This is a genomic window from Streptomyces sp. NPDC026673, assembly GCF_040638135.1.
Taxonomy (GTDB): Bacteria; Actinomycetota; Actinomycetes; order Streptomycetales; family Streptomycetaceae; genus Actinacidiphila.
On record NZ_JBEZXR010000120.1, the window covers coordinates 1 to 16,439 of the forward strand.

The following is a 16,439-nucleotide window of genomic DNA, read 5'->3' on the forward strand; positions in this document are numbered from 1 at the left end:
CGCGCCCCGGTGGCGCCGCCCCCGGGCGGGGGCGGCGCCGCCCGCCGGGGGCGGGCGGGCGCCGTCAGCGCGTTGCGGGAACGAGAACCGGAGGCGTCACCGTGGTCGGCTGCCGTCATGTCCCCTCCTAGGTCGCGGTGCGGGCCGGAGCGGCTCCGGCTACTGCCCGGCGCCGGGCGCCCGCAGATCCCGTACGGCCTCCGCGAAGGCGTTTCCGCGAGCCTTGTAGTTCGCGAACATGTCCATCGACGCGCAGGCCGGTGCCAGGAGCACCGTGTCACCCGGGTGGGCGAGATCGCGCGCGGCCCGGACGGCCGCCGCCATCGCCCCAGTGTCGGTGCGGTCGAGGTCGACGACCGGGACCTCGGGGGCGTGTCGCGCGAGCGCTTCGCGGATCAGGGCCCGGTCGGCGCCCATCAGCACGGCCCCGCGCAGGCGCTTGGCTGCGTTCCCGACCAGTTCGTCGAAGGTCGCGCCCTTGGCGAGGCCGCCGCCGATCCAGACGATGTGCTCGTACGCGGCCAGGGACGCCTCGGCGGCGTGGGTGTTGGTGGCCTTGGAGTCGTCGACGTAGTCGACGTCGTCGATCCGGTCCACGTGCGCGATGCGGTGGGCGTCCGGCCGGAACGCGCGCAGGCCGTCGCGGACGGCGGTCGGGGCGACGCCGAAGGCGCGGGCGAGGGCGGCCGCCGCCAGGGCGTTGGCGATGTTGTGCGGGGCCGGCGGCTGCACGTCGGAGATCTCGGCCAGCTCCTGTGCGTTCTTGTGCCGCTCGGGAGCGAAGGCCCGGTCGACCAGGATGCCGTCGACGACGCCGAGTTCCGAGGGGCGCGGGCTGCCGAGGCCGAAGCCGATGGCGCGGCAGCCCTCCTCGACGTCGGCCTCGCGCACCAGTGCCTCGGTGGCGGGGTCGGCGAGGTTGTAGACGCAGGCGACCTCGTTGCCCTCGTAGATGCGTCCCTTGTCGGCCGCGTAGGCGGCCATGGAGCCGTGCCAGTCGAGGTGGTCCGGGGCGAGGTTGAGGACCGCGGCCGAGTGCGGGCGGACCGAGGGCGCCCAGTGCAGCTGGTAGCTGGACAGCTCGACGGCGAGGACGTCGTACTCCTGTCCGGACAGGACGACGTCCAGGATCGGCGTGCCGATGTTGCCGACCGCCGCGGTGCGCAGGCCCGCCGCGGCCAGGATCGAGGCGAGCATCTGCACGGTCGTGGTCTTGCCGTTGGTGCCGGTGACCGCGAGCCAGGGCGCCGCCCCGGGGCCGCGCAGCCGCCAGGCCAGCTCCACGTCGCCCCACACGGGCACGCCCGCGGCCTCGGCGGCGGTGAAGAGCGGGCTGGTCGGCTTCCAGCCGGGCGAGGTGACGATCAGTTCGGTGCCCTCGGGCAGGGTCCGGCCGTCCCCGAGCCGTACCGTGACGCCCAGCGCCTCCAGTTCGGCGGCCTGGGCCCGGGCCGGTTCGTCGTCGCCGTCGTTGACGACCGTCACGCGGGCGCCGAGGGCGTGCAGCACCTTGGCGGCGGGTACGCCCGAGACGCCCAGGCCGGCGACGGTGACCCGGCGGCCCGGCAGTCCGAGCCGCCCGGCCGCCTCGACGGCGGCCTGCGGAAGTCCGTCCTGACGGGGGCCGGGTTCCTGCCCGGGGGCCGAGGTCACTGCGCGGCCACCCAGCCCGCGTAGAAGAGACCGAGGCCGACGGCCATGCACATGCCCTGGATGATCCAGAACCGGACCACGACCAGGACCTCGCTCCAGCCCTTGAGCTCGAAGTGGTGCTGCAGTGGCGCCATCCGGAAGACGCGCTTGCCGGTCAGACGGAAGGAACCGACCTGGATGACCACGGAGAGGGTGATCAGGACGAAGAGGCCGCCCAGGATCGCCAGCAGCAGCTCGGTGCGCGAGCAGATGGCCAGACCGGCCAGGGCGCCGCCGAGCGCGAGCGAACCGGTGTCGCCCATGAAGATCTTGGCCGGTGAGGTGTTCCACCACAGGAAGCCGAAGCAGGCGCCCATCAACGCCGCGGCCACGACCGCGAGGTCGAGTGGATGCGGTACGTCGTAACAACCGGGTCCGGCGGTGATGACGTTGGAGCAGGACTGGCCGTACTGCCACACGCCGATGACGGTGTAGGAGGCGAAGACCATCACCGAGGCACCGGTGGCCAGGCCGTCGAGGCCGTCGGTGAGGTTCACGCCGTTCGACATCGCGAGGATCATGAACAGCGCCCAGATCACGAAGATCACCGGGCCGAGCGACCAGCCGAAGTCCTGCGTGAAGGAAAGCCGGGTCGAGGCCGGGGTGACACCGCGGGAGTCGGCGAACTGCAGCGACAGGACCGCGAAGGTGATGCCGACGATCAGCTGGCCGGCCATCTTCGCCTTGGCCCGCAGACCGAGGCTGCGCTGCTTGACGATCTTGATGTAGTCGTCGAGGAAGCCGACGACGCCAAGACCGGTGAAGAGGAAGAGCACCAGCACGCCGGAGATCGTGGGGCGCTCGGAGGTGATGACCTTGGTGAGCGCGTACGCGACGAGCGTGGCCAGGATGAAGGCGATGCCGCCCATCGTGGGGGTGCCGCGCTTGCTGTGGTGTTCCTTGGGGCCGTCGTCGCGGATGAACTGGCCGTAGCCCTTGCGGGCCAGCAGCTTGATCAGCATCGGCGTGCCGATGAGGGACAGGAACAGGCCGAGAACGCCCGAGACCAGGATCTGGTTCATGACGCGGCGCCCCCGCCCTCGACGCCGTCGAGCAGCGCGAGTGCGACCCGCTCCAGGCCGACCGCCCTCGATGCCTTCACCAGCACGACGTCCCCCGGACGCAGTTCACTGCGCAACAGGTCGATCGCCGCCTCAGCGTCGGACACGTGCACCGACTCCTCACCCCACGAACCCTCGTTGTAGGCGCCCATTTGCACCCATGCGGCCGCTTGGCCGCCGACTGCCACGAGCTTGCTGACGTTGAGCCGGACGGCGAGCCGTCCGACAGCGTCGTGCTCCGCGAGGCTCTCCCCGCCGAGCTCAGCCATCTCACCCAGCACCGCCCACGTACGTCCCCCGCGTGCCTCGGCGGCACGGCCCATGGCCGCGAGCGCGCGCAGGGCGGCTCGCATGGACTCGGGGTTCGCGTTGTAGGCGTCGTTCACGACCGTCACGCCATCCGGCCGTTCGACGACCTCCATACGCCAGCGGGACAGCGTCCCCGCCTCGGAGAGCGCGGTGGCGATCTCCTCGACGGGCATGCCGAGTTCACGGGCGACGGCGGCCGCGGCGAGCGCGTTCGACACGTGGTGCTCACCGTACAGGCGCAAGGTCACTTCGCTGCACCCGGTAGGTGTTGTGAGTGTGAAGACAGCCTGACCTCGGTCGTTGAGGCGGACGTTCTCGGCACGGACGTCGGCGTCGGCGGACTCGCCGAACAGCACGACGCGCGCCTTGGTGCGGGAGGACATGGCGCGTACGAGGGGATCGTCCGCATTGAGCACCGCGACGCCGCCGTCGGCGGCCTCCGGCAGCGCCTCGACCAGCTCGCCCTTGGCCTGGGCGATCTGCTCGCGGCCGCCGAACTCGCCGATGTGGGCGGTGCCGACGTTGAGGACCACGCCGACCCTCGGCGGGGTCAGCTCGGTGAGGTAGTGGATGTGGCCGATGCCGCGGGCGCCCATCTCCAGCACCAGGTGCCGGGTGGAGGCGTCGGCACGCAGCGCGGTCAGCGGCAGCCCGATCTCGTTGTTGAGCGAGCCGGGCGTCCAGACGGTCGGGGCGAGCCGCTGCAGCACCTGGGCGATGAGGTCCTTGGTGCTGGTCTTGCCGGCCGAGCCGGTCAGCGCCACGAGGGTCGCGCCGAGCCGTTCGATGACGTGCCGGGCGAGTGCGCCGAGGGCGAGCTGGACGTCGTCCACGACGATCGCGGGCACACCGACCGGCCGGGCGGCCAGTACGGCCACCGCGCCGGCCGCGACGGCCCGCTCCGCGTAGTCGTGGCCGTCCACGTGCTCGCCCCGGAAGGCGACGAAGAGGCCGCCCGGTGCCACCTTGCGGGAGTCGATCTCCACGGACCCGGTGACGGGCACCGTCGGGTCCGGTATGTCGTGCGTGCTCCCGCCGACCGCGTGTGCGACCTCGGCGAGGGTGAGTGGGATCACAGCTGGTCCTGGTCCTTCTCCTGCGCTGGTGTGCCGGCGGCCCGTTCGATGGCCGCGCGCAGCACTTCTCGGTCGTCGAAGGGGCGTACCACTCCGGCGATGTCCTGCCCCTGCTCATGGCCCTTGCCGGCCACCAGTACGGTGTCGTCCGGCCGGGCCAGGGCGACGGCGGTCGCGATGGCCGCCGCCCGGTCGGGCTCGACGACGACATGGCCCCGCTCGTGCGCGGGCACCCCGGCCGCTCCCGCCAGCATCGCGGTGAGGATCGCGAGCGGGTCCTCGGAGCGGGGGTTGTCGGAGGTGAGCACGGCCGTGTCGGCCAGCCGTGCCGCGGCGGCGCCCATGGGGCCGCGCTTGGTCTCGTCGCGGTCCCCGCCGCAGCCGAGGACGATGTGCAGGCTGCCCTTGGTGACCTTGCGCAGCGCCCGCAGCACCGACTCGACGGCGTCGGTCTTGTGCGCGTAGTCCACGACCGCGAGGTAGGGCTGGCCCGCGTCGACCCGCTCCAGCCGGCCCGGCACGCCCGGCACGGCGGCGACGCCCTGGGCGGCCGTCTGCGGGTCGATCCCGGCCACCGCCAGGGCGGTGATCGCGGCGAGCGCGTTCGCGACGTTGAAGGGGCCGGGGAGCGGTGAGGAGGCCTCGATCCGCACGCCGTCCGGGCCCACGACGGTGAAGGTGGAGCGCAGCGGCCCGGTCTCGACGTGCTCGGCGCGCCAGTCGGCGTCCGGGTGGCCCTCGGCGGAGAAGGTGGTGACCGGGACCTGCGACTCGCGGACCAGCCGGCGGCCGTACTCGTCGTCGATGTTGACCACGCCGACCTTGCTGCGCCGCGGGGTGAACAGCTGCGCCTTGGCCTGGAAGTAGTCCTCCATGCCCGAGTGGAACTCCATGTGCTCGGGGCTGAGGTTGTTGAAGACGGCGACGTCGAAGACCGCGCCGTCCACCCGGCCGAGCACCAGGGCGTGGCTGGAGACCTCCATGACCAGGGCCTCGATGCCGCGCTCGCGCATGACCGCGAAGAGCGCCTGCAGGTCGGTCGCCTCGGGGGTGGTCCGCTCGCTCTTGATCCGCTCGTCGCCGATCCGCGACTCGACGGTGCCGATCAGACCGGTCCTGCGCTCGTGCACGGCCCGCAGGCCGCCCTCGATGAGGTAGGCGGTGGTGGTCTTGCCGGAGGTCCCGGTGATCCCGATCTGCAGCAGGTCCTCCCCCGGCCGGCCGTAGATCTCGGCGGCCAGATCGCCCATGACCGACCGGGGGTCCCCCACCGTCAGCACCGGCAGGCCGGTCGCGGCGGCGCGCTCGGCGCCCGCCGGGTCGGTGAGGACGGCCACGGCGCCCAGCTCGGCGGCCTGCGCGGCGAAGTCGGCGCCGTGGAAGCGGGCGCCGGGCAGCGCGGCGTAGAGGTCTCCGGGGCGGACGGCCCGCGAGTCGTGGGTGATGCCGGTGACCGGGGCGGCGCCGGGCGCGGGCGGTTCCGCGCCCAGCCGCGCGGCCAGTTCCGCGGGCGGCACGGGCCGGACCTGGGAGGGGCGGGGCGCGCCCGGCTGGGTCTGTTTGCGCTCGGGGGACTGATCAGGGAGTGACACGGCCGTGAGAGTACCCGCCGGGCCGGGCTCCGGGCCAAAAGCCGCCCGCCCGCCTTCCGGCCTGCTGCTTTCTCCGGTACGTTCCGCGTGCGGGGGGCTACCGCCCGTGCCCGCCGCCGTGGGGTCGTGTCCGTTCACGGCCGCCGTTCCTTCCTCCCGTGCGCGCCGGTCACGGCTTCGAGGGATCCCACTCGACCGGCAGGTTCGGGGTCTTGGCGCCGCTGGGCGGCACCTGCAGGGACTTCAGGGCGAATTCCATGACCCGCTTGAACACCGGACCGCAGATCTGGCCACCGAAGTAGCTTCCGCGGGTCGGGTTCTGGATCACGCAGGACACCGTCAGCCGGGGGTCGTCGGCGGGGGCGAAGCCCATGAAGGAGGCCGTGTAGCCACTGTAGGTGCCCGTTTCCGGATCCACCCGGTTGGCCGTGCCGGTCTTGCCCGCGACGCGGTACCCGGAGATCCGGGCCTTGGTGCCGGTGCCCTGCTCGTCGCCCACGACGGACTCCAGCATGGTCGAGAGCGTCCTGGCGGTCTTCGTGCTGACCACCCGGGTCTTCGCCGGGTCCGGGGCCGGGACGAAGCGGCCGTCCGGGCCGGTCGTGCCGCGCACCAGGCTGGGCTCGACGCGTACACCGCCGTTGGCGATCGTCGAGTACACCGAGGTGGCCTGCAGCGCGTTCAGCGACAGACCCTGGCCGAAGGGGATGGTGTACTGCTGGGACGCGTTCCACTCGTCCGGCCTCGCCAGGATGCCGGGCGTCTCGCCGGGGAAGCCGACCCCGGTGGGCCGCCCGATGCCGAATTTCCTCAGGTACGAGTAGAGGACGCGGTTCGCCTGCTTCTGGTTCTTGCCGAGGTGCTCGGCGGCCAGGATGGTGCCGATGTTGCTGGACTTGGCGAGCACGCCGTTGAGGGTCAGGTGCCAGGTGCCGTGGTCCACGTCGTCGTGGAAGACCCGGTCGGCGCGGGGCAGGGTGCCGGGCACCGTGACGTGGGTGTCCGGGGCGGCCACGCCCTCGTCGAGGACCGCGGCCATGGACATCAGCTTGCTGACACTGCCGGGCTCGTACGCGTCCTGCAGCGCGGCGTTGCCCAGGGCGGTGGGATCCGCCCGGGTGAGGTCGTTGGGGTCGAAGCCGGGGGCGTTGGCCATGGCCAGCACCTGACCGGTGCGGGTGTCCTGCACGATCACATAGCCGCGGTCGGCGTCGGACGCCCTCACCTGCTGGGTGATCGCCCGCTGGGCGGCCCACTGGATGTCCCGGTCGAGGGTCAGCTCCACGTCCGTGCCGGGCTCCGCCGCGCGCTCCTGCGCGTTGGCCGTGGGCACCCGCCGGCCGCCGGACTGGGCGTAGGTGACGGTGCCGTCCTTGCCGGCCAACGCCTTGTCGAGCCGGCTCTCCAGGCCGCCGCCGCCCGCACCGGAGGCGTTCACCCAGCCGACCACTCCCGCGGCCAGGTCGCCCGCGGGGTAGACGCGCTTGGCGTGCCGAAGCCGGAAGACCCCGGCGAGGTAGTTGACGCCGTCGCCCTTGTCTGCCCGGTCGGCGAGCGCGCTCTGCAGGTCCTTGATCTGGTTCCAGACCTGCGGGGACTGCTGCCTGGCGATGATCTCGTTGCGGGACCCCGGGTAGTTGGCGAGCTGCTCGGCGATCTTCTTCTCGTCGCCGTCGACGATCGGCGCGAGCAGTTCCGCGGCGCGCGCGGGGGCGTCCTCGGCCTTGGCGTACTTGGGGGTGAAGAGCATCGGGTCCGCCGTGATGTCGTACGCGTCGACGGTGGTGGCCAGGTCGATGCCGTTCCGGTCGGTGATCGTCCCGCGTTCGGCGGCGAGGGTCACCTTGACGTTCCGGTTGACCTCCGCCTTGGCGGCGTACGTCGCGGCGTCCACGGCCTGCACCTGGAAGAGCCGGATCACGAAGGTCAGCATCACCAGCGTCAGCGCGAAGCTGACGAGCCGCAGCCGGGGGCGCGGCCGGCCCAGCCTCAGCAGCGGGGCACCGGCGGGCGTCACCGGATTCGGGGGCCTGCGCCGCGGCGGCACGGACGGGCGGCCGGCCCGGTTCCGGGCGCCGGCGTCGCGCTCGCGCCCTCCGGACGGCCTGCGCGCCCCCGGGGTGCGCCCGTGCGCCACCGCGGACGTACCGAACCCCTCGCCGCGCGGGGGCTGCCTGCGGGCGTGCGGGTCGCGGCCCGGCTCGCGGGCGGCCCGCGCCGCGTCCTCGCGCGACCGGGCGCCGCGTGCGCCGGGCTGGCGCGCTCCCGCCTGCTGCCCGGGCGCGGGCCTGCGGCGGGGCTCCCCGGCCTCGCCGCGTGCCGGGGTCCCGGAGCCGCCGTCGCGGCCGCGGGGCAGCTGGCCGCGCCGGGGAGCGGCCCCCCGGCCCTCGCCACGGCCGCCGGGGGCTCCCCCGCGGCCGGCACGGCCGGCGGCCGGGTTCCCGCCGCCGCGGCCACGGCCCTGGGCACCGCGGTCCGGTCCGCCGGCACCGTCGTCCCGGTCACCGCCGCGGTCGCCGCGGTCGCGCGGCGGCTCCCCGTCCCGGGTCACCACGCCCCGGCACCTCCCCGGCCTGCCGGGCGGGCGGTTCGGGGCGAGCGGAGGGCACGGGGCCCCGGAGCGACGGTCACGGGGTCTCCTGGGGGGTCGTGCTGGGTTTGGCGGACCGCGTCGGGCCCAGTGAGGCGGCCGCGGAGCCGCTGGGGGCGACCGTGGCGGGCGCGGTCGTCGGGGTGGGCGGCGGCACGTACGGCGCCGCGCCGGGGCTGCCGAGGACGGTGCCGTCCGGGGCCAGGAAGGCCGGGTTGCCGCCGGGGACCATGCCCAGCTCGCGGGCCTGCTCGTCCAGCGCGTCCGGGGCCGAGTACTCGTCGACCTCCTGCTGCAGCGCCTGCTCCTCGTCGGTGTACTGCGTGGTCTTCTTCTGCAGCTCGCTGAGCTTGAAGGAGTCCCGGTTCACCGCCGAGTTGAGCAGCAGCAGCGAGATCAGGCCGCCGCCCAGCAGCAGCACGATGAGCAGGACGAAGGGCGAGCGCGCCGCCGAGGTGCGCCGCCTCACGTCAGGGCCTCGCGGATCCGCTGGGCGCCGCGCAGGCGCGCCGGGGCGGCCCGGCGGTTGGCGGCGATCTCGTCCTCCGTGGGCAGCTCCGCGCCGCGGGTGAGCAGCTTGAGCCGGGGCTGGTACTGCTCGGGGACCACCGGCAGCCCGGGCGGCGCGGTGGTCGCCGCGCCCGCCGCGAAGACGCCCTTGACGAGGCGGTCCTCCAGGGAGTGGTACGACAGCACCGCGATCCGGCCGCCGACGGCGAGCGCGGCGACGGCCGCCGGGACGGCCCGCTCGAGCACCGTCAGCTCCCCGTTGACCTCGATGCGCAGCGCCTGGAAGGTGCGCTTGGCGGGGTTGCCGCCGGTCCGCTTGGCGGCCTGCGGCAGCGCCTCGCGGATGAGCTCGACGAGCCGGGCGCTGTTGGTGAAGGGTTCGCGGGCCCGCTCGCGCACGATCGCCTCCACGATCTTGCGCGCGAACTTCTCCTCGCCGTAGTCGCGCAGCACCCGCACCAGTTCGCCGGGCGGATAGGTGTTGAGGACCTCGGCGGCGCTGATGCCGGTGCCCTGGTCCATGCGCATGTCGAGCGGCGCGTCCTGGGCGTAGGCGAAGCCGCGGTCGGCCTCGTCCAGCTGCATGGAGGAGACGCCGAGGTCGAAGAGGACGCCCTGCACCTTGGGGACCCCGAGGCGCTCCAGCACCTCGGGGATCTCGTCGTAGACGGCGTGCACGAGGGTGGCCCGGTCCCCGTACGGCGCGAGCCGCTCGCCGGCGAGCTTGAGCGCGGCGGGGTCGCGGTCGACGGCGATCAGCCGGACCTCGGGGATCCGCCGCAGCAGCGCCTCGCTGTGCCCGCCGAGGCCGAGGGTGGCGTCCACGACCACGGCGCCCGGTGCGTCGATCGCGGGCGCCAGCATGTCCAGGCAGCGGTCCAGCATCACCGGGACGTGGCGTGGCTCGGAGGGGGTGGTGCTCATGTAGCCCTTCTTCTCATGCTCGCGGGACGTACCACTGGGTCCCCGCCCGCTCGTGGGCGGTCCTCTGGCACCGGGGAAGGAGTGCCAGCGGACCGGGGAGCGGGAGGAGGCCGAGCGTCACGTACTCGTACGTGAGTCATCAGGCTACGGGCGAGGTCACAGTAAGCCGGGAGGCACCTCCTGGGACAACGCCGAAAAGGCGTCTTCCTGACCCGCCAGATAGTCCTCCCAGGCCGCCGCGTCCCACACCTCGACCCGGGTGTTCGCGCCGATCACCGCGCAGTCGCGGCGCAGTCCGGCGTAGTCGCGCAGGGGTTGCGGAAGGGTGACCCGGCCCTGCCTGTCGGGGACCTCGTCATGGGCGCCGGCGAAGAGCACGCGCATGTAGTCGCGCGCCGCCTTGGAGGTGAGGGGGGCGCGGCGGAGCTCCTCGGTGACGGCGCGGAAGCCCTCGACCGGCCATACGTACAGGCAGCGCTCCTGGCCCTTGGTGATGACCAGGCCGTCCGCGAACTGCTCGCGGAACTTCGCGGGGAGGACCAGCCGGCTCTTGTCGTCCAGCCGTGGCGCGTACGTCCCGAGGAACATCCGCACCTCCCGCGCTTGGTTGGCGACCCACTTCGCGCCACTTTACTCCACCGGCCCCCACGGTCAACGAAAAGCCTGCCCTGGCACAGGCGCCCTGGTGGGCGGCGGCGCCCGAATCACCCGCACGGGCGATCGCCCGCGACGCCTGTGGGTTACCTCACAGTGCACCGGTTTGACCGAGATTTGCCGGCCTCACAGCAGGTGAGAGAAGACCGTGCCCTCTACGGTCGTGTCATGTCGACAAACGCGCATCAGTCCGCGGCCCGCGGCACGGCCGCCACGGCGTCCGTCACCGACCGCCTCATCGAGGCGAACCGGCACTACGCGGAGGAGTTCCGCGACCCCGGCATGGACGCCCGGCCCGTGCTCCAGGTGGCCGTGGTCGCCTGCATGGACGCCCGGATCGACCTGCACGCCGCCCTCGGCCTCCAGCTCGGCGACTGCCACACCATCCGCAACGCCGGCGGCGTGGTCACCGACGACACCATCCGTTCCCTGACCATCAGCCAGCGCGCCCTCGGCACCCGCTCGGTCGTGCTGATCCACCACACCGGCTGCGGCCTGGAGTCGCTGACCGAGGAGTTCCGCACGGAGCTGGAGGAGGAGGTCGGCCAGCGCCCGACCTGGGCGGTGGAGTCCTTCCGTGACGTCGACCAGGACGTCCGGCAGTCGATGCAGCGGGTCCGCACGTCGCCGTTCCTGGCCCACACGGACGATGTGCGGGGCTTTGTCTTCGACGTGCACACCGGCCTGCTGCGGGAAATCACAAACGAGTAACGGAAGCGGAGTGACGCGGAGCATAGTTGAAGTGGAGAATGCTTCGTGTAACGGGGAGGGCCGGTCCAGGGATGGCCGTGTCCCTAGGAACGGGCCGAGGAGAACCGGGTGACGACCTATGACGCGCGAGCTGGCCTCAGCGATCTGACCGCCACGGCGGACCGCGTACGCCGGTCGGTGGAGAACGTGATCGAGGGCAAGCCCGAGGTCGTACGGACTGCGCTGACGGTGCTGCTCGCCGAGGGACATCTACTGATCGAGGATGTCCCCGGCGTCGGCAAGACGATGCTTTCGAAGGCGCTGGCCCGGTCGATCGACTGCTCGGTGCGGCGCATCCAGTTCACGCCGGACCTTCTGCCGTCGGACATCACCGGGGTCAGCGTCTTCGACCAGCAGCGCCGCGACTTCGAGTTCAAGCCGGGGGCGATCTTCGCGCAGATCGTCGTGGGCGACGAGATCAACCGCGCCTCCCCCAAGACGCAGTCGGCGCTGCTGGAGTCGATGGAGGAGCGGCAGGTCACCATCGACGGCAGTACGTACCCGCTGCCCAGCCCCTTCATGGTCATCGCCACCCAGAACCCGGTGGAGATGGAAGGAACGTATCCGCTGCCCGAGGCGCAGCGGGACCGCTTCATGGCCCGGGTCTCCATCGGCTACCCCAGCCTGGAGGCCGAGCTGGAGATGCTCGACGTGCACGCCGGGGTCAGCCCGCTGGACGACCTGCGGCCGGTCGCCCACGCGCACGAGATCGTCAAACTGGTCGACGCGGTACGGACGGTGCACGTCTCCGCGGCCGTACGGCACTACGCGGTGACCCTCGTCTCGGCCACCCGGGACCACCCGGACCTCAGACTCGGCGCCTCCCCCCGCGCCACCCTGCACCTGGTGCGGGCGGCCCGCGCCGCGGCGGCCCTGGACGGCCGGGACTACGTGCTCCCCGACGACGTGCAGTCGCTGGCCTCGGCGGTGCTGGCGCACCGTCTGCTGCCCACCGCGCAGGCCCAGTTGAACCGGCGCACGCCTGAGCAGGTCGTCGCGGAGATCGTGCAGCGCACCCCGGTCCCCGACCCGTACGGCAGCCGGTGACCCGGACGTCGGGCGTGGGCGCTGGAGGTGCGCGTGACCGAGCGTGAGAGCGGCCTCCGGGCCGCCCTGGGCGGCCTCACCACCCGTGGCCGCTCGTTCCTCGCCGCGGGGATCGCGGCGGCCGTCTGCGCCTACGTCCTGGGGCAGCCGGATCTGCTGCGGGTCGGCCTGCTGCTGGCCGTGCTGCCGCTGGTCTGCGTGACGGTCCTGTACCGCACCCGCTACCGCGTCGCCGGCAGCCGCCGGCTGTCGCCCTCGCGTGTGTCGGCGATGTCCGAGGCGCGGGTGCACCTGCGGGTGGACAACGTGTCGCGGCTGCCCACGGGGCTGCTGATGCTCCAGGACCGGGTGCCGTACGTACTGGGGCCGCGGCCCCGCTTCATCCTGGACCGGGTGGAGCCCGGCGGGCACCGCGAGGTGTCCTACCGGGTCCGCTCCGACCTGCGCGGACGCTACCCGCTGGGGCCGCTGCAGCTGCGGCTGACCGACCCCTTCGGCATGTGCGAGCTGACCCGCTCCTTCAGCGCGTACGACACCCTGACCGTGGTGCCCCGCGTGGAGCCGCTGCCGCCGGTCAAGCTCAAGGGCGACTCCTCGGGGTACGGGGAGAGCCGCACCCGTGCGCTGGCCCTGGCCGGGGACGACGACGTCATCCCGCGCGGTTACCGGCACGGCGACGACCTGCGCCGGGTGCACTGGCGTTCGACCGCCAAGTACGGCGAGCTCATGGTGCGCCGCGAGGAGCAGCCGCACCGTGCCCGGTGCACGGTGCTGCTGGACACCCGGGCCCTGGCGTACTTCGGCGCCGGACCCGACTCGGCCTTCGAGTGGGCCGTGTCCGGCGCGGCCTCCGTGGCGGCGCACATGCTCGAGCGCGGCTACTCCGTACGGCTGCTCACCGACACCGGGAGCACGGTGCCCGGGCCCGAGGGCTTCGGCGGGACCGACACCTCGGACACGGCCGGCGCCATGCTGGACACCCTGGCGGTGGTCGACCACTCCGACGGCGCGGGGCTCTCCCGTGCGCTCGACGTGCTGCGCGCGGGCAGCGAGGGGCTGCTGGTGGCCTTCTTCGGCGACCTGGACGAGGAGCAGGCCGCCATGGCGGCCCGGATGCGGCAGCGGGCCGGAGCCGCCGTCGCCTTCGTCCTGGACAGTGCGGCCTGGGGAGCGCTGGACGAGGACGGTGCGGGCCGGCCCGCCGTGCCGCCGGCCGGCGGCGGCGACGCCGACGGAACGGAGGACGGCTCCGCGCGGGCCGTACGGATGCTGCACGAGGCGGGCTGGACGGTGCTTCCGGTCGCCGCCGGGGACGCGCTGGCCGAGCTGTGGCAGCGCGCCGACCGGTACCGGTCGCGCGAGGAGGCGGGGACGCGATGATGAGCGGACGCGGACGGCTCGCGGCCTGCGCGGCGGCGGCGACACTGATGACCGCCTGCTCGCTGCTGCCGCTGGCGACGCCGAACTCCTGGATCCTGCAGGCCGCCGTCCTGGTGCTGCTGCAGACCGGGGTGGGCGCGCTGACCCGGCGGGTGCCGCTGGCCCGGCCGCTGACCGTGCTGGCGCAGGCGGTGTTCACCCTGCTCGTGCTGACCCTGATGTTCGCGCGCGAGCAGGCGCTCCTCGGGTTCCTTCCGGGGCCCGCCGCGTACACCGAGTTCGGGAACCTGCTCACCGCGGCCATGCAGGACGTGACCCAGTTCGCCATCCCGGCGCCGGTCACTCCGGGCATCCGGCTGCTGCTGCTCGGCGGCGTGCTGCTGATCGGGCTGGCCGTGGACGCCCTGGCGGTGACCTACGGCAGCGCGGCCCCGGCCGGCCTGCCGCTGCTGGCCCTGTACTCGATCGCGGCGGGCCTGGCCGGGGGCGACGGCACCCGCTGGCCGTACTTCCTGCTGGCCTCCGCCGGCTATCTGCTGCTCCTGCTCGCCGAGGGACGGGACCGGATCTCGCGCTGGGGCCGGGTCTTCGGCGGTGCCGGGGCGACGCGCGCCGGGTACGGCGGGCCCCTGGGCGGACCGTCGGGACCGGCGGTGGCCCCGGTGCGGACCGGCCGCCGCATCGGCGCGATGGCGCTGGGCATCGCCCTGGTCGCGCCGGCCGCGCTGCCCTCCATGGGCGTCGGGCTGCTGCCCACGGGCGGCTCGGGCGGTGGCAACGGGCGCGGCGGCGGCACCATCTCCGCGGTCAACCCGGTCGTCGCGCTCCAGGACAACCTCAACCAGCCCGACGACCGGATCGTGCTCCGCTACCGGACGAACGCCGCCTCCAACTCGGAGATGTACCTGCGGATCGTGGCGCTCGACCGGTTCACCGGCGACAAGTGGGAGCCCGCGCAGCGCGCCCTCACCGCCGTGCCCAAGGCGCTGCCCGGCCCGCAGGGGCTCGGCTCCACCGTGAAGTCCACGGAGGCCGTCACCTCGGTCGCGGCGGACAAGAGCTACGTCCAGATGTGGCTGCCGCTGCCGTATCCGGCCACACGGGTGCAGGTCGGCGGCCGCTGGCGCTTCGAGCCCACGGGCCGCACGATCATCGGCGACCGCGGCCAGACCACCTCCGGCACCCAGTACCAGGTGAACAGCCTGCAACTGGAGCCGACCCCGCAGCAGCTCGCCGCCGCTCCGCCGGCGGACGCCAAACTGCGGGAGGAGTACACGCAGGTGCCCGGCACGCTGCCCGAGGTGGTGGCCACGACGGCCCTGCAGGTCACCAAGGACGCCTCCAACGACTACGAGCGGGCCGTCGCGCTGCAGCGCTGGTTCACCTCCGGCGCGTTCACCTACGACACCTCGGTGCGTTCGGGCACCGGCGTGCAGGCCATCACCCGCTTCCTGCGCAACAAGGAAGGGTTCTGCATCCACTTCGCCTTCACGATGGCGGCGATGGCGCGGACCCTGGGAATCCCGGCGCGGGTGGCGGTCGGGTTCACGCCCGGCTCCCTGGAGCCGGACGGCGCCTACGCGGTGGGGCTGAAGGACGCGCACGCCTGGCCCGAGCTGTACTTCGAGGGCGTCGGCTGGACGCGGTTCGAGCCCACGCCGACGCGCGGCAACGCGCCGGGCTACACACAGGAGGCGGCCGCCTCCGACAGCGGCCCCGCGGCGCCCGACACGCCGGAGGAGACCGCCGGCGCCGGCGCGAGCACCGGCCCGACCGTCTCTCCGTCCTGCGTGGGCAAGGACGCCCAGCTCGGCAACTGCGACCCGCTGGCGCAGGCCTCGGGAGGCGAAACCGACGACAAGGGGCTCTGGCCGCGCGTCGGCGAGTGGACGCTGCGCATCCTCGCCTGGGCCGTGGTGCCGCTGATCGTCCTGGTCCTGCTGCTGCCGCTGCTCTGGCGCCGCAGGCAACGCGTCCAGCGGCTGGGCGGCGGCCAGGACCCGGCGGCCCTGGCGGCGTGGCTGCAGCTCACCGGCCGTGCCCCGAACCCGGCCGGGGCGGAGGGGGACGGGCGGCACGGCGAGGCCCGGCAGACCCCGAAGGGCACCGAGCCCGACGACATGGGCGCCCGGGACGGCGCGCGCACCCTGGCGGCGTGGCTGGAGCTGATCGACACCGCCTGGGACTACGGTCTGCGGCCCGACGAGTCCGAGACCCCGCGCCGGGTCGCGGCACGCCTCATCCGCGACGGCGGGCTGGAGGGGCCCGCGGCGGAGGCGGCGCGGCGCCTGGCGACCTCGGTCGAGCAGGCCCTGTTCTCGCCGCGGCCGCCGATGGCCACCGGCACGGCGAAGGACGTGCGGCTGGTACGCGACGGCCTGCGCGGGAACGCCGATGCCGTGACGCGGATCCGTGCCCTGCTGCTGCCGCGTTCCACGGTCCGGGTCGTCTGGCGGCTCACCGAACGCTGGTCGGCGGCCACGGCCCGGTCCTCGGAGCGGCTGCGCGGGGTCGTGGACGGCCTGATGCGCCCGCTGCGGCAGCGCGGTTCGTCCTAGGCGGGGCTCCCGGGCAGGCCGGGGCCGGTCCGCCTGACGCCCGGAGCCGAGGGGCGCCCCGAGGGCGCGATCCGGGGCCCGTGCGCGGCGCACGGGCCCATGGCCGGTGGACGGTGCACGGCGGCCGCCGGGCGTGGCGCGGCCCGGGTGAGGAGAACACGGCGAAGGGGGCGGGGTTCCGGTCGGTGGACCACCCCCCTCCCCCTGGTCGGGGTGTCCGTGTCCCAGCGCGTCGCGGCGGCGCCGGCCCCCCCCCCCCCTGCGGGCCATCAAAATTCGCCGCGGGCGGTGGGGCC

The 16,439-nt window shown here is 73.8% G+C and carries 12 protein-coding genes; 4 read left to right on the plus strand and 8 right to left on the minus strand.

The window, feature by feature from the left end:
* Window positions 1-159: 159 nt before the first annotated feature.
* From murD to mraZ, 8 genes are all read right to left on the minus strand, one after another.
* Window positions 160-1,569, minus strand: coding sequence for a UDP-N-acetylmuramoyl-L-alanine--D-glutamate ligase (murD, locus tag AB0F62_RS40290; protein WP_361811128.1), 1,410 nt, complete (start codon window positions 1,567-1,569; stop codon window positions 160-162).
* An 80-nt stretch (window positions 1,570-1,649) separates the two neighbouring features.
* The gene (gene mraY, locus AB0F62_RS40295) at window positions 1,650-2,714 is read right to left on the minus strand and encodes a phospho-N-acetylmuramoyl-pentapeptide-transferase (protein WP_361811110.1); all 1,065 of its coding nucleotides are present in this window, start codon (window positions 2,712-2,714) and stop codon (window positions 1,650-1,652) included.
* Window positions 2,711-4,138 (minus strand): UDP-N-acetylmuramoyl-tripeptide--D-alanyl-D-alanine ligase, encoded by a 1,428-nt coding sequence (gene murF / locus AB0F62_RS40300; protein WP_361811112.1) that lies wholly within the window; start codon window positions 4,136-4,138, stop codon window positions 2,711-2,713. Before murF ends, mraY begins: the two co-directional genes overlap by 4 nt.
* Window positions 4,135-5,730: a UDP-N-acetylmuramoyl-L-alanyl-D-glutamate--2,6-diaminopimelate ligase gene (locus AB0F62_RS40305; RefSeq protein WP_361811114.1), complete on the minus strand. Its 1,596-nt coding sequence runs from the start codon at window positions 5,728-5,730 to the stop codon at window positions 4,135-4,137. The genes murF and AB0F62_RS40305 overlap by 4 nt, the downstream gene beginning before the upstream one ends.
* 169 nt (window positions 5,731-5,899) lie before the next feature.
* The gene (locus AB0F62_RS40310) at window positions 5,900-7,777 is read right to left on the minus strand and encodes a penicillin-binding protein 2 (RefSeq protein WP_361811130.1); all 1,878 of its coding nucleotides are present in this window, start codon (window positions 7,775-7,777) and stop codon (window positions 5,900-5,902) included.
* Window positions 7,778-8,357: 580 nt separating this feature from the next.
* A complete protein-coding gene (locus tag AB0F62_RS40315) occupies window positions 8,358-8,789 on the minus strand; it encodes a septum formation initiator family protein (RefSeq protein WP_361811116.1) in 432 nt (143 codons plus the stop codon).
* A complete protein-coding gene (gene rsmH, locus AB0F62_RS40320) occupies window positions 8,786-9,754 on the minus strand; it encodes a 16S rRNA (cytosine(1402)-N(4))-methyltransferase RsmH (RefSeq protein ID WP_361811118.1) in 969 nt (322 codons plus the stop codon). The genes AB0F62_RS40315 and rsmH overlap by 4 nt, the downstream gene beginning before the upstream one ends.
* Before the next feature lie 156 nt (window positions 9,755-9,910).
* Window positions 9,911-10,342 (minus strand): division/cell wall cluster transcriptional repressor MraZ, encoded by a 432-nt coding sequence (gene mraZ / locus AB0F62_RS40325; protein WP_361811120.1) that lies wholly within the window; start codon window positions 10,340-10,342, stop codon window positions 9,911-9,913.
* Between the two features lie 234 nt (window positions 10,343-10,576).
* Between mraZ and AB0F62_RS40330 the strand changes: the two genes are divergently transcribed.
* From AB0F62_RS40330 to AB0F62_RS40345, 4 genes are all read left to right on the plus strand, one after another.
* Window positions 10,577-11,119, plus strand: a complete 543-nt coding sequence (locus AB0F62_RS40330) for a carbonic anhydrase (RefSeq protein ID WP_361811122.1) — start codon at window positions 10,577-10,579, stop codon at window positions 11,117-11,119.
* Window positions 11,120-11,227: 108 nt separating this feature from the next.
* Window positions 11,228-12,205, plus strand: coding sequence for a MoxR family ATPase (locus AB0F62_RS40335; RefSeq protein ID WP_361811124.1), 978 nt, complete (start codon window positions 11,228-11,230; stop codon window positions 12,203-12,205).
* Window positions 12,206-12,238: 33 nt separating this feature from the next.
* Window positions 12,239-13,585: a DUF58 domain-containing protein gene (locus AB0F62_RS40340; RefSeq protein WP_361811126.1), complete on the plus strand. Its 1,347-nt coding sequence runs from the start codon at window positions 12,239-12,241 to the stop codon at window positions 13,583-13,585.
* On the plus strand, window positions 13,585-16,143 hold the full coding sequence (locus tag AB0F62_RS40345; protein ID WP_361811132.1) for a DUF3488 and transglutaminase-like domain-containing protein: 2,559 nt from the start codon (window positions 13,585-13,587) through the stop codon (window positions 16,141-16,143). Before AB0F62_RS40340 ends, AB0F62_RS40345 begins: the two co-directional genes overlap by 1 nt.
* Window positions 16,144-16,439: the final 296 nt, after the last annotated feature.